The following is a 14,119-nucleotide window of genomic DNA, read 5'->3' as shown; positions in this document are numbered from 1 at the left end:
GACTTCGATACGCCCACTGCGCGGCTGACAGCCGGACGCACGCACGCTGAAACCGAAACAGCGTCCGGCCGCACGCATCGAGAAGTCCTGCGGGGCGCGGACAGGGGTCAGGCCGTCACCATCGCGTACGTTCCGGTGCCGTCGGGCTTACCCATGCTGTACTGGCGGAGGGGTTGGTTCTCGGCGTTGCGCTCGTGCCCGATCATGTACCCGGTGAACTTGTTCTGGACGCCGATCCTGTCCGAGCCGGGGACGTCGCGGTAGACGTAGAAGCGCTGGAGGTCGTCCGTCTTGCAGTTGACCTGCTGCAGGGGAGCTCCTTCGACCGATGCGGTGCTTTCTGCGACGGCCAGGCATTTTTTGCTCGCGCGGTTGACGATGACGTGCTCGGCGATTCCGCCGTTCTCCGGTCCGCGGCACACCTGCCACTGGGCCTGGTTGCCGATGCCGCGCGCCGCGCGCAACTGGACATTGGCGCCCGGCGCGAAGTTGGGTGCCGTCCAGAACAGGGAGCCGTCCGGCGTACCGATCTTGTAGTAGCCCTGGTCGCAGGTGAAGCCGGGCGGCATGGTGGATCCCGGAGGCCAGTCGGCGGGATTCTTCTTTTCCGCGCGTGTCGTTCCGGTCGGCGCGGCCGTGTTGTCCGCCGCCGGTGTGTGTGCCGCCGGCCGTGCGGCCGCGGTGCCGCAGCCGAGCAAGTCCTGCGCCTTCTTCATGATGCTGTTGGAGGGGACGGCGTCCTGACACCGGACGGCGCCTTCCTCCAGCGTGGTGAAGGTCGTGTAGGTGCCGCTGTCGGGCCCTTCAACCCACTTGGTGGTGAAGGTTCCGTTGCCCTGGTCGACGCGGTTGCAGTTGAGGCTGCCGTACTGGCCGGTGACCTTGCGCGTTCCCTCGTAGAGGCCGTAGTAACCGGGCCTGCGGAAGTCCCAGGAGATGGATTTGGACTGGCTGCTGGTGGTGGAGGAGGACATCTGCACGTTCAGGCCCAGGCTCGCCCCGACCTGGCCGAGCACTCCGACCTGGAAGGTGCCCTCGATGTTGACGGAGAGGCCGACCTGGACCGTGACCACACTCTGCGTACTGGTCTCGATGGTCTGGGAGCCCGTCGACCCCTCGGTGACGTACCAGCCCTTGAAGTGCGTGATCGTCGGCTCTACTTGTGCGCTCTTGATGAACGGGTACCGCTTGCCGAGATCGGCGGACGTACAGGCTTCTCCGAGCTTCGGCTGGTCGGCGGTGGTGGCGGGCTTCGGATGCCCTGCCGCGGCGGCCGGGCCGGCCATGGCCGTCAGGGTGGCGAGCGTCGACGTAGCGGTCACGGCGAGGGCGATCAGCCCTCTGGCCCAGCGGTCGGAAGATCTTAAGTGATTCATCATGCCCTTTCCATGGCCGGGCGCTCTGCCGCCCCAGGCCGAAGCCCTGCTAGTTGGGTGGGGGAATGGTGCTCAATCGAGGTGAACTTAGCGTCGGCATCGCGGAGTGGCGATGACGGAATCAGCCGGTCCGGGACGAAATCCGTAGCCGTTAATGGGCTGTTCTGCAGCCTAGCCTTGCCCGGGCTCATCACGGTTTTCGGCGGAGCTGTGTTCCACCGCGACCATCCCGGGGATGGGCCGTTCAGTCGTGAACCTGCTGCCGTCACCCCGATGACCAGCGCTGTCAGACGAGCCGCTCATCACTGGCCGGCGTGGTCGACCGCCATCAAGCAGTCACGACATTCGGCCAACTTGTGCATTCCGAAAACCGGGCGCCTTCGCGAGCGACGACCTGGCTGTTTATGCACTTGCGTGAACAGCCCTACGAACGACGGAGGCAGACCATCGCCGGCACGACGAAGGGAATCCAGCGAAGGCGGCGCCCGCCCCAGAAGCTCTGTCCGAGCCGGAAGCAGGCATTTCGATTGAGGAGACCATGCCGAAGGCAGGTTGACCGACCCCCGAAACGCGATATCACTGACGCTGCACCTCGCATCAGGCAGCGATACCTGCCCGAGCAGAGGCAGGCCCACCCGAGGCCTCATCTGCTCGGCTCGGAAAAATCCCCTGTGAACCGCAATCAGGCGCGGTTACCGGACCGGCCGTGCGCTCGAGCACCGGAGCCGGCCGTCGTTTGAACAGACCAGGCGCGTAGCGGCACGGAACGACAAGCTCACCTGCCGCCGCCGTGCTGAGCAATCCGCAGCTGACGGCCCACCACGCCCGACGGCCGGCCCGGCGGCGACAGGACGAGCCCCGAGCATCGGTACGGGCACGGAGACCGCATCTACCGCAAAAACAATGGAGAGGGGACGAACATGTCCTTACCAGGTTTACGTCGCGACCACGGAGGGCGGGACCGAAAGCCGAACAGGCTGCGCCGTTCCCTGTCCTGGGCGACAGTGGCCGCGACGGCAGCCGCTGTCGCACTCGGTGGCACAGCGGCGGCCGCCGCCGCGCCCGCACATCCTGCCGACCGCGGGAGCGCCGTCACGAAGGGCACGGCGGAAAACGCGGAAAACGCCGTCACGTCCAAGATGACCAGGGCACGGGTGACGGAGCTGGTCACCAGAACCCCGGACCACGCGGGCAACGTCAAGGTGCGGCTGGCCAACGGGAAGACCATTCCCATCCCGGCGGCCGACAAGGACCTCGTGATGCGCCGCGCCGCCCAGCAGGCCAAGGCTCACCTCAAGGGCACCGTCGACATCGAGTGCGGCATCTCCTACATCGAGCTCAAAGAGAAGCCCAACCGACACCCGGTCGCCATTCGGACAGGGTTCATGCTGCACAACATGACAGCCGTCGGCTTCACCTGGCTCGCCACCATCAAGGGGCCGGACTACTCCGACGAGTACATCGATCGCGGCTCCCCGGTCCTCGGCGACAGCTGGGAAGGCAGCTATCGGAGCGATAAGGACCAGGCCGAGGGAATCTACACGGCCATGGTCGACGCCGACCGATCCAATGTCGTGCTGTCGAACGGTGAAGTCTGCCACGGCATGGGGACGGCAACGGACACGCGGCACCTCATCAAGCCGAAGGCCGCATGCCTGAAGACGGCGGCGGCCAATTCCGGCGACGGGTGGATCCTGAACAACACCGAACCGGTCCCGCACCGCAACCGGACCGACCCGACCAGCCCGGCCGATACCCGGGCGGCCGGGGCGCAGGCTTGCCTGCGACGCTCGCTCGGCTCGGGCAGCGATCCTACGACGGACCCCACCGGCTGGGAGGACGCAAAGGATTTCGTCGCCAAGCACGCGCCCGGAACCGCGATCTCCCGGTGCCACCTGATCGCCAACATCCTCGGCGGGAAGGGGCAGGTAAAGGACGGCGGACGGGCCAACCTCGTCCCCTGCTGGCAGGTGGGGATGAACACCGGAACACCCAGCATGCGGACCTATGAGAAGAAGGTACAGGACGCGGTTGCGGAGCCCAGCATGGGGCCGAATGATGCGGTCTTCTACCAAGTGTCGCCCACCTACAAGGGCGGTGACAGCACGATCCCCACGGGCGTCATCATGAGCGCCGCGGTTCAGCGGGCGGACACATCGGAGCAGCTGCTGTTCGTCACCGCCATCCTCAACACCCAGGCCAAAAACGGGCTCAACCTCGGAAACTGATATGACCTGATGCACATCACAGGGAAGCCGGAATGAGTCGTACCACCCCGCCGCGGCCAGTCGACATCACGGCTGTCTTCCCTCAACCGGCTCCACCGGCGCGCACGGCGACCCGGTTGCCTCCACGCGCCGGGGCGCCGTCGCCGCACGACAGCTCAGTCGGCGGGCCGCTGCTGCGGCCCGCCGACGAGCCGTGGCCGGCGCACCCTCATCATGGTCAGTTGCGTCCCGATCACTCCTATCGCCGGACGCTGCGCGCCGGCACGGCCGGCCACCTGGGCCGCCGCGACCAGGCCACATATCCTGCGACACCGGAGTTTCTCAGCGCACCAGCCTCAGTACCCTAGGCCCATCACGCTGAGTAGTTCGCCATTAAGTTGATAGTCCGTCAGCAAAGTCAGCGTCAGTATCGCCACAGACCGCTGCCGACCGCCAGAGTCCACCGAGATCCAATACCCCCTTCATTACCGCTGACCTGCGAAAACGCAGGTCAGCGAGCTAACCGTCCGTCGCTGAAGGAGCCTCCTGTGAAAATGCTCATCAACGTCTCGGAACTCGACATTCTCGCAGGTCAGAAGGACAAATGAAGTTGGCAGGTCAGCAAAAGGTCAGCAAGGGCCACGGCGGCAGCCACTAACCGGTCCCATAACGACGACTCCGCCGAGGCCGACCATAAGTCACCGTAACCGCTGCCCCGGTGGCCGCTGAATGCAGCTGGCGAAGCGGCCGGAGACCCACGGCCCCCACCCTGGCCCAGGAATCCCGAGGCCGGCCGTCCTCTACCCCCAGAGCCCGGCGGTTGTCCGTGGACTGTGGTGTCCGAAAACTCGAACTCGCCAGCGCTGCCCGCCAGGCCGGAGCACACGCGGAGCTGGAGGTGAGAGCGCCGGACGGCTCCTGGCGGCGGATGTGCTGACCAGCAGCCCGGCCGGGACATGACGGATGGCGCTGGAGGCCCAGCTTTCCCCGATCACCGCCGCGGACGTCACCGAGCGCACCGAGCGGATGGACGCGTACGGCGTGACCTGCTGCTGGTTCAGCGACCGGGCCCGCCCGCCCTGGCTCGGCACCGTTCCCTCCGTGCGGCTGGTCACCACGGAGGGCGGCGGTCGCCGAGGGCCTGGTGAAGTTCACAGGGTGCTCCTGGGAGGCGGTGCCTCAGGTGCTCGTCGTCGACTTCCTGCGCTGGGTGTTCACCTGCCGGGTCTTCCCCCACGTCCCGCGCGTCCGACTGGGCCTTCCGCAGCGCCAGCTTGCCCAGGTCTGGACGGCGCTGCAGTACATCGCGGCCGAGGACGCCTACCTGTGGCGGGAGGAGAATCGGCAACGCGAGGCGGCCAAGCAGCAGGCGCGGTGGAAGGAGAAGGCGGCGCGAAGGCGGGCCGACATCGACCGGAAGAATGCCGCCTCCCACCGGGCTGCGCTGGAGCGGGCCGCTGCCCCGAGGCGGACGCGCGTCGGGCGAACCTCGGGCCCGCCAGGGCCCAGTGGCACAGCAAACTCATGCGTCGGCCGGGCGTGGAGCAGGCGGTGGAGGACCTGACGCGCCGGGGCGCCGTCTGGTCCGATCAGCGCGGTCCCGCCGCCCTGTCCCGGTATCCGGGCTCGTGAGAGGCGAGGCGTTCCGGCTGCTGGCGGGGGGTGCTGCTGTTCGAGACGGCCGCCGAACAGCAACGTTTCGACCGAAACACCCGGCGCCGCCGCAAAGTCCCCATCGACAGCTGGCGCATGGAAGAGATCCAACCGGTACCGGACAAGGCAGGCACGGCCGCAGCGCCCGCGCCGCCGACTCTCCCATGCCCCCGACCTACGGACGGCCCATGCCGCTGCGCAAGACCGGAGCTCACCGCGATCATCCTGGGCAGCCCCCACCCGGCCGAACCCGCCGAGCAGATGACTCCCGCCAGCGCCATCTACACCGCTTCGTGCCGGGCCTGCGGTGGTTCGTACGACAAGCCGTGGCGCCGCTGCACGTCCTGACCGGTCATTGCGTTCAGGCAGCGTCCAGGTCGCGGAGGGGGGAAGCCTACACCGATCCGAACTGCCTTGGCAGGCACCAAGGCGCGGTCCGACATGCACTACGCGATCCGCGGGCGACGGCAACCGCTAGTTGGCAGCGTCGCCCGACGGAGCGAAGCCGGTAGGCCGAACCGGTGGCCACGGCCGGACTGTGCCCCCGGCCGGGACCATCGTGGGATGCCAGGCCACGACGACGGGCTCGGCAGGAAGCGCTCATGGTGTACGAAGTGATGACGGCGAGGTTCCATACCGAGCTGGATGCCCGCTGGTCGGTGTTCTTCGATCACCTCGACGTGCCCTACGTCTACGAGCCGGAAACCTTCCAGGCCCCCGACGGCACCGTGTGCACGCCGAACTTCTGGCTCCCGCGCGAGCGCCTGTGGTTCGTCCCCAAAGCGGATACTCCCCCGCCGTGGTGGGCACGGTTCGCCGCCGCCAGCAACCAGGGCTACGTCTGGGATCCATGGGCGCGCTGCGACGACGAGCAGTCCATCGATCCGGCGCCGTTCGAGGTCGGTGAACAGTGGCAGGGCCAGGCCCTGCTGTGCCTGGGCGGGATCCCCGACGGATACGCCCGGTCCCAGGACCCCATCAGCGGCGGCCCGTGGCACCGTCACGACCTGGGCATGCACTCCGAGGGCGACTTCCCCTACCGGTGGACCCTGTGCCCGGAGTGCGGGACGTTCGGCGCCACCTTCTGGGGCTACACGGAGCAACTGCCGTGCGGGTGCATCGGCGACCGCGTGCGCCACAAGGTCGCCAACGCCGCCGACGGACGGCTGCTCGCCGCCTACCTAGCTGCCGCGCACGAGCACCTCGGCACCGACCCGCAGCCGTCCGGGCTGTCAGTCATCCGCGAAGCCCTGGTGTGCCAGGAGGGCGCCAACCTCGCCGCGGAGCGCTGTACCCAGCAATGCCGGTCCGTCGGCGAGCAACTGCGCGCTGAGCTCCCCGCCGACGCGTACGTGGACGAAGCGGCCGAGGACGCGAACGCCCTGTGTGGGGAATGCCCGGGCTTCGTGTGCGTCCAGTGCGGCCGACAGCCGTCCGCCGCGGCCGGTGAGGCGTGCCGGCCGTGCGAGCCTCTCCCGCTGCTGACCTACCTCCGGGCCCGGCAGGTGCTTAATGACAAGGCCGCTGAGGCCGGGCACGCCGCCCGGCGGTCGGCACGCGAGATCAACACCCTGCTCAACCGCGCCACGCGGGTACGGCACCGGGGTGAGTCGTCCATGGAGCAGCTGGCGCAGGCCCTGACGCTGGTGGACCGGTGGATCGCCGATCCGTCGCAGATCCCGCAGACGGGGACCGCTCACCGTCCTGTGCTGTCCGAGGAGGAGCTCGAGGCGCTGCACGGCAAGGAACTGAACCAAGTGCTCAGCCAGTGGGTTGGGCCGCTCGCCGCGGCCACCGGCGAACGGATCCCGCTGTTGCAGCTGTGGCTCAATGACGTGATGGGCGTGGAGACGCGCAGCGAGGCGGGCGACGAGCAGCTGCGTGAAGGGATCTGGCACGCGCAGGCGTGGGTGCAGGACCCGGCATCCTACCGCGAGCATCTGCGCGCCGCCCAGGCGAAGGTGGAGCCGGGAGGCGTGCCCGAGCCGATGCGCATCCGGCCGGCCCTTGCGGAGTCGACCTGCAACCTGTGCACCAGCCCGGTGAGAGAAGGCGATATGGTCGGTCGGCTCCACGCGCCGGCCGGGCGCCGGTTCGCCCGGATGGGCTGGCTGTGCACACACTGCCTGTACGACCGCCGGGCCAAGCCCCGCCGACTGGACGTGCTCCTGCGTATCTTCCACCAGACCTTCTCCGGTGACGGAGTACGGCTGAACGGTGCCGAGGCGGAAGCACTGCTGCGCTGGCTGCTCGAGGCCCTGCCCCCGGTTGAGACCGATCAGGAAGCGGCACAGGAAGCGATCACGGCGCTCGGGCACGGCATCGACACCCAGGAGACCTCGCTCCTGCTGCGCTACGAGCCCGTCCAAGCCGTCGTCCGCACCCTGCACCAGGCCACCAATCCCAAAGTTGCAGACCCACCGAACGCCGTGCTCAACGCCGTAGCCCAGCACCTGGCGGAATGGCGCGACAACCCCCAGCGCCTGGGCCCCGCCCACTACACCAGCCGCACGGCGTGGCGGCACGCGATCCTCGAGCAGACCGCCCAGCCCACCGTGCTGTCCCAGCGCGGCGGCCCCTTCCCCGTGTAACCGGCGTACACGAGCACCCTGGCTGTCTGCAGCCCGGACCGGCCCGGGCCGCACGCGCCCACCGCTCCCTTCTGGGCAACGGGCACGAGCGGTCAACGCAGACGTTCCAACACGGCCCCTGCCAGCTCTGTGTCGATTTAGCTTGGTTCGGCTGGTTGTTCCTCTTCACCGGGTTCCGCGCTCTGAGGGGGCGTGTGGTGGAGGTCGAAGGGGCCACCGCGTACGGAGAGAATGGTGGGGCGTGTGGCTTTCTGTAGCACGACGGCCCGGAATCGCGGGCCGGCTCCGTACTTCCATGCCTCGACGTTCTTCGGGTTGGCCTGCCATTCGTCCAGGTGCTGGGCGATCGCCTGGAGCATCTCCGTGTCCCGCGTGGAGGTCCGCGGGGTGGGGTCGGCCTGCTGGAGGAGGGCGACGATGGTGTGGGCCGTCGTGGAGGCGAGCCACGTGGTGGCTTTCCCCTCCTCGACACTGGTCCGCAGGCGCTCGAGGGTGCGGTGGAGCGGATCGGCCAGCCAGGGGCCGGTGGCGGGAAGGTGCGGCACCTCCCTGAGGCACTGCGCTGGAGCGGTTTCCCACCCGAGTCCCGCATCTGACGGCCGATACCGCCGACTGCACCTCTGCCTCATGGGGCCGAGCAAACCAATGCCCGGAGCCACTTCAAGACGTCCCGCGGCCACGGGATCTTCACATACTGGTCCCGCCCGAAGCCGACGTGCCGGGGCCAGAGAAGACCGTCACGGCCAAGGTAGAGCCAGCCCTCGTCGGTGGGGATGTAGGTGATGTCGCCGCACCAGCGGGTGTCGAGCGCGGTCGGGTCGGGCTGGAAGTCGCGGCCGACAAGGTCGGGCCGGACGGCTGCCCGCGGGTCGGGGATCCCGGGCGTGGTCCACGGCTGTGCTTCCACCTCAAGCCGGGCAGCTACGACACACCTCGTTGGTCGCGGTGCTGGAACAGGTCAAAACCTTCTACGTCGGCGAGCCGGTGGTGCTGGTGTGGGGCGGGCTGTCCGCACACTGGAGCCGGGACATGCGCGCCTGGGTGGCGGACCAGGACGGGCTCACCCTGGAGCGGCTGTCCGCCTACGCACTCGAACTCAACCCGGTGGAACTGCTGCGGTCGGCCATCAAGACCTGTGAACTGGCCAACCTCGCCGGCGGCCACCTCGCCGACGCCGCCGAACGCGGCATCCACCGGGTCTGCTCCAACGAACAACTCCCCTGGTCCTTCCTCACCTACACCGGACCGACGATCCACCTCCAACCACCACAGAACTAACGAAAACCTCAGTAGGGGGCGCGGAAGCACCGGCCGTGAGCTCCACCTCGCAGGCTCACAAGTGGCCTCGCATACATGCGGAAATGGGGTGCGAGGCTTCAAAGCCTCACAGCTGCAGGAGGTTGGAGACAAAGGCCCACCGCCTACAGGTCACCAAGGAGCCTTGAGCCGGGGAGGCAGCGAGGCTGCGACAGTCGAAGCCGACTCTGAGGCGTGGCCCCTGCTGCCCCTGGGGGCCGATGGTCCTCAGCGGAGGTGAGACTTGGCGTATCTCGCCCCAGGTTGATCTTGTATCAGGCATGATATGGCAGGACTTGACCACAGCATGACATGTGAGACCCAGGAGGGCTCCTTCTTGAAACCTGTACACAAGGCCCGCAGACGAGCCGCCAGCGCGTTTGCCGTGCTGACAGCCACGCTGGCAATGCCTGCGTCGCCGGCGGCAGCTGACACCCCCGCCCCGCGGGCGCACTCCTACATCCTGCCCGCCGATACCCCCGTGCCGTCCCTGAATGAGCTTCGGAGTGAGGTGGGGCAGAAAAAGCTCGACGCCGCCGCAAGGGAAGCGGCCACCCCAAGACTGCCTATGGAGACGGTTGGCCCCGACTCGATTTACAGGGCCAAGAGCAGGACGCCTTCGGTCATCGCGCCGCCGACGGCACCTTCGATGAAGGGGTTCATCAAGGGTGCCACCTACCCCGACCCTCCCCGGACGATAACCCTTGATGAATGCAAGAAAAACATAGGCAGCAACAATCGCGCCTACTTCAAGTCCCGTTTCGCCGTCTGCATGGGATTTAAGCTCCTGCAGATTTACTCCTCAGACAAAGGGACTCCAATAGGCAGCAGCTGGACATGGCTTTACATCAGGGGCTCAGTTCCGGAAAATAACTCGCGAACTGTTCAATTCGACTACGATTTCACCGATTTCACGCGAGTCGGCAAAACGCAGACGGATTTGCTGAAATACAAGATCGAATACGCCATGTCGGGCATCGAGCCGGCGGGCGCGTCGGTTTCTAATGGCGGCAATATGCCGCAGGCTCCGACAAGTTTTGACGCACTGGCGGGCATGCGACCGGCACACTTCCTGCACACGGTCACTGTGGCGAGCGGTCAAGGTCAAGGCCTCGACGACCTCGTATACGGCGTCTACAACCCTCGAATCAAGGCAATCCTCCCTCCCTATAACATCGGCGACGGCGAGCTCCCCTTCGCCTTGCCTCCGCGGTGGGACACTGCAAAATATATTAACCCGAAGGGTGGTGCCGCATTTAGCTTTATGCCCACGCTCCCCTACAGTGCCGACGATTCGGCTCTTGAGCGGGGAGTGGCGCGCCATATTCGCGACGCCTACGAGCGCCCCCACAGCACTAAGCCGGATTTTCTAGGCAAAACCATCCCAGGGCGGCTGCCGTCACACCCACTGCACCGCCTTTATCACAACAAGGACAGGAAGAATAAAAACCGCAGCACCGCAATTGCAACTTGCGTTCGATACTTCGGCGAGGATTACGCCAAGGATAGCGACGGAACAGGGAAGAAGGACTGCGACGAGTTCCCGTTTGCCACTAGCTACGAAGGGGCCGCACAGGCGGAGTTCAACTCCGACGCCAAGCGCGACAACTATTCCGCACTCCCTCTCAACAATCGAGAGAATCGGGCAGCAGGAATAATCCTCGGGCAGTTCCTCAAGAAAAACAGAGTAGTTGACGGCTGGAAAGACCTCAAGGAAGGAACCAAGGAGTACGACGGATACATGGTGGATATAGTCGACCGCAAGGTGGACTATGAGACTCAACTGATCAACAAGAACAGTAACAAGTGCCTGGAGATCGACGGTTCGAGTACACAGAATGGCGCTCGTGCCCAGCAGTGGGAATGCAAGGGGCAACCGGGTGCCGAGTGGGTCCTGAAGCCGGATCCGGGCGGCTTGTTCTGGAACATCGTCAATCAGAACAGCGGAAAGTGCCTGGAAGTTGCAGACTCGCGCGTAGATAATGGCGCTCCCGTGCAGCAATGGGATTGCGCGGGAAACCAAACCCAGAAGTGGGACAGGCTTTGGACTCGCGGCGACGAGAAAGTCTTCAGGAACGCGAACAGTGGCAACGTCCTGGAGATCGATAATTCCAGCACGTCGAACGGAGCCCTGGCTCAGCAGTGGCAAAATAGTGGCCAGCCCTCTGCGTATTGGATCGAGGGGAGCGATGGCGATGACGGCGACATTGAGGAAGACTGAGGGCCCACATGGCAAAGCTGTCGCATGAGCAGGATCTGAACGTCTTCGTAACGCACTACAGCTTCAGTATCCAGGAACTCGAAGATGAACGTGTTCCGATTCCTTACCCGGAGGGTTCGGAAGGCGGGGAGTTCGTTCGCCAGTTCCCGATGCGTCTCGACCTAGAGAGTGCAGGGCACACTCATACGGCATCCGTGAAGGTCGAAGTCTGGGGTTCCCCTCCGGAGCTTGCAGATCGTGGGGCCTGGGACAAGATTGCCGAGGCCGCGATTGAGTCACCGACTGGAGAGCTTGCCGTCTGGAGTGACGGGCTCGACGATCAGATCGACCTTGGTGCACCGGGCCTTTGGCACGTCCGGGTTGCGGTAGCTGGCCGTGAGGAAGTGGAGCGGCAGGCACTGGTCGTCGGCGCCGTGGAAGGAGTCGAGCACTGGCTTCTCCAATTCTGGCCCAGAAAGCCCTGATCCGCTGAAGCCCTGCGGTCCTTCCAACGGATGACTGACCTGCCCGGACAGAAAGACTGATCCTGGCCAGCCTGCGGTCACCCGTTCCTGCAGGCGCAGATGCCCCCACCTCAAGTCCGTGAGGCGGGGGCATCTGCTGTGGATAATGAAGGGGACGATGGCCGCTGCCGGTCCTCTTGGGAGGTGCGACCGTTGCCGCATCGTGGACCGGGTGAACAGACGCTGCACCGACGCCTCGCCGTCACGAGGAAGCCGCCGCGCACGGGCATCAGAGCGATTGCCCTGCAGGTACGAGTCCGGTTTCGCGGCTGACGTCGTGGTTGTGATCACTGCGGGCTCTCTTGGATGGCGGCTCGGGCCGGGTCGGCTGCGGCGGTGAGCTGGCGAAGGGCGCTGTAGTAGACCTCATGGTCGACCACGGCGGGCAGGATCGCGGCTCGACGAAGCTCGCGCTGCGAGCTGGCCGCCAGCCCCCGAGGCCAGCGGCCAGCCCACCCCGCTGTGGGTCAGCGCCAGGACTTCGACGCCACCGCCCGGCCGTGCGCGTCCCGCAGTGTGGCGGTGTCGCGGTCGTTGTTCCACACGTACGCCCGCGAGTTCCAGTACACGTCGGCGGCGGTGTCCCGGCCCGTCCCGGTGTGGACCTTCACCGACTTGTACGCGCCGAGCTTCAGATGCAGCCGGTAGGTGTGCCGCTCCGCGTCCGAGATCGTCCAGCCGGTCAGGTCAACCGTCCGCCCGCTCCGGTTGGTGACGGTCACCTATTCCGCATTCAGCGACGCGTTGGAGCGGGTCTCCTTCCCCGGGCTGTCGTACTGGACCGCGCCGAAGACCACTGGCGGCTGCGTGGCCGCAGAAGCGGGCACGGCACCTCCGCCGAGCGCGGCCAGGCTGATAGCTGCTGCTGCGGCGGCACGAGAAGCTAACTGGGACATCAAACCTCCTGGATCAACCCCCGGGGCATCCGGGGACGATCACTCTGACGGCTCGAGGCCCCGCCTGGCAGACGATCACCCAGCGTGTTACCCAACACCAACAATCACACTCCGTTCCCTGCTACCGGCGCACACCAATCGGCGCACAAGGTCCTCAGATGCGCTGCTAGTGCCCTGACCGGGAAGGTTGGCCGGGTTGGTGGTTCCGGCGGTTGGATGTCCGCAGACGTCCGTCCGACCGCTGGGGGTGTGGTGGCTGAGCCTGTTCGCGTGCGCAGACTGACCGACCAGGAGGGGCAGAAGCTGCAGCAGATCGTGCGCCGGGGCAGCACCAGTACGGTGCGCTACCGGCGTGCGATGATGCTGCTGGCCTCGGCCGGCGGCAACCGGGTGCCGGTGATCGCGAAGCTGGTGCAGGCCGACGAGGACACCGTCCGGGATGTGATCCACCGGTTCAACGAGATCGGCCTGGCCTGTCTGGACCCTCGGTGGGCGGGAGGCCGTCCCCGCCTTCTCAGTCCTGACGACGAGGACTTCGTCGTGCAGACGGCCACCACCCGCCCGACCAAGCTCGGTCAGCCCTTCACCCGCTGGTCCATCCGTAAACTCGCCGCCTACCTGCGGAAAATACACGGCCGCGTCATCCGGATCGGCCGCGAGGCGTTACGGTGCCTGCTCGCCCGCCGCGGCGTCACCTTCCAGCGGACCAAGACCTGGAAGGAATCGCCCGACCCCGAGCGTGACGCGAAGTTGGACCGCATCGAGGAGGTGCTGGAGCGTTTCCCGGACCGTGTCTTCGCGTTCGACGAGTTCGGGCCGCTCGGCATCCGGCCCACCGCCGGATCATGTTGGGCCGAGCAAGGCCGGCCCGAGCGGCATCCGGCGACCTACCACCGCACCCACGGGGTGCGCTACTTCCACGGCTGCTACTCGATCGGCGACGACACCTTGTGGGGCGTCAACCGCCGTAAGAAGGGCGCCGCGAACACGCTGGCCGCGCTGAAGTCGATCCGTGCCGCCCGCCCGGGCTGCGCCCCGATCTACGTGATCCTGGACAACCTGTCCGCCCACAAAGGCGCCGACATCCGTCGCTGAGCGAAGAAGAACAAGGTCAAGCTGTGTTTCACCCCGACCTACGCCTCTTGGACGAACCCGATCGAAGCCCACTTCGGACCACTGCGGCAGTTCACCGTCGCCAACTCCAACCACCGCAACCACACCGCGCAGACGCGCGCCCTGCACGCCTACCTGCGCTGGCGCAACAAGAACGCCCGCCATCCCGACGTGCTGGCCGCCCAACGACGCGAACGCGCCCGCATCCGCAGCGAGAAGGGCATCCGCTGGGGCGGACGCCCGCTCGCCGTGGTTGCATGACC

Annotated in this window: 10 protein-coding genes and 1 pseudogene; 7 read left to right on the top strand and 4 right to left on the bottom strand. The window is 66.5% G+C overall.

Annotated features, from left to right (window positions below; translation table 11 throughout):
• Positions 1–107: 107 nt before the first annotated feature.
• The gene (locus FGW37_RS29765; RefSeq protein ID WP_246430878.1) at positions 108–1,376 is read right to left on the bottom strand and encodes an RICIN domain-containing protein; all 1,269 of its coding nucleotides are present in this window, start codon (positions 1,374–1,376) and stop codon (positions 108–110) included.
• 1,004 nt (positions 1,377–2,380) lie between these two features.
• Here FGW37_RS29765 and FGW37_RS29760 point away from each other — a divergent pair.
• The 3 genes from FGW37_RS29760 to FGW37_RS29750 all read left to right on the top strand — a co-directional run bounded on the left by FGW37_RS29760 (position 2,381) and on the right by FGW37_RS29750 (position 7,827).
• Positions 2,381–3,604, top strand: coding sequence for a DNA/RNA non-specific endonuclease (locus FGW37_RS29760; RefSeq protein ID WP_179083897.1), 1,224 nt, complete (start codon positions 2,381–2,383; stop codon positions 3,602–3,604).
• 1,123 nt (positions 3,605–4,727) lie between these two features.
• A complete protein-coding gene (locus tag FGW37_RS29755; RefSeq protein ID WP_179083896.1) occupies positions 4,728–5,147 on the top strand; it encodes a hypothetical protein in 420 nt (139 codons plus the stop codon).
• A 691-nt stretch (positions 5,148–5,838) separates the two neighbouring features.
• Positions 5,839–7,827, top strand: a complete 1,989-nt coding sequence (locus FGW37_RS29750; protein ID WP_179083895.1) for a hypothetical protein — start codon at positions 5,839–5,841, stop codon at positions 7,825–7,827.
• 137 nt (positions 7,828–7,964) lie between these two features.
• Here FGW37_RS29750 and FGW37_RS29745 read toward each other — a convergent pair whose 3' ends face one another.
• Positions 7,965–8,372 (bottom strand): hypothetical protein, encoded by a 408-nt coding sequence (locus FGW37_RS29745; protein ID WP_179083894.1) that lies wholly within the window; start codon positions 8,370–8,372, stop codon positions 7,965–7,967.
• A gap of 400 nt (positions 8,373–8,772) precedes the next feature.
• On the opposite strand from FGW37_RS29745, the gene FGW37_RS29740 reads away from it, so the two are divergent.
• From FGW37_RS29740 to FGW37_RS29730, 3 genes are all read left to right on the top strand, one after another.
• Positions 8,773–9,105, top strand: a complete 333-nt coding sequence (locus FGW37_RS29740; RefSeq protein ID WP_246430877.1) for a transposase — start codon at positions 8,773–8,775, stop codon at positions 9,103–9,105.
• A 304-nt stretch (positions 9,106–9,409) separates the two neighbouring features.
• Positions 9,410–11,344, top strand: coding sequence for an RICIN domain-containing protein (locus FGW37_RS29735; RefSeq protein WP_179083893.1), 1,935 nt, complete (start codon positions 9,410–9,412; stop codon positions 11,342–11,344).
• An 8-nt stretch (positions 11,345–11,352) separates the two neighbouring features.
• Entirely contained in the window at positions 11,353–11,808 is a 456-nt protein-coding gene (locus FGW37_RS29730) for a hypothetical protein (protein ID WP_179083892.1), read from the top strand.
• Positions 11,809–12,314: 506 nt separating this feature from the next.
• On the opposite strand, the gene FGW37_RS33570 is transcribed toward FGW37_RS29730, so the two are convergent.
• Together FGW37_RS33570 and FGW37_RS33565 are read right to left on the bottom strand one after the other, a co-directional pair.
• On the bottom strand, positions 12,315–12,569 hold the full coding sequence (locus tag FGW37_RS33570) for a lamin tail domain-containing protein (protein WP_246430636.1): 255 nt from the start codon (positions 12,567–12,569) through the stop codon (positions 12,315–12,317).
• Positions 12,570–12,743, bottom strand: coding sequence for a hypothetical protein (locus FGW37_RS33565; protein ID WP_246430635.1), 174 nt, complete (start codon positions 12,741–12,743; stop codon positions 12,570–12,572).
• A gap of 252 nt (positions 12,744–12,995) precedes the next feature.
• Between FGW37_RS33565 and FGW37_RS29720 the strand changes: the two are divergent.
• Positions 12,996–14,117 (top strand): annotated as a pseudogene (locus tag FGW37_RS29720) (IS630 family transposase).
• Positions 14,118–14,119: the final 2 nt, after the last annotated feature.

The organism is Streptomyces rectiverticillatus, assembly GCF_013394065.1.
GTDB classification, from domain to species: domain Bacteria; phylum Actinomycetota; class Actinomycetes; order Streptomycetales; family Streptomycetaceae; genus Streptomyces; species Streptomyces rectiverticillatus.
Note: the sequence above shows the minus strand (reverse complement) of the source record. Positions and strands in the feature narration are given on the sequence as shown.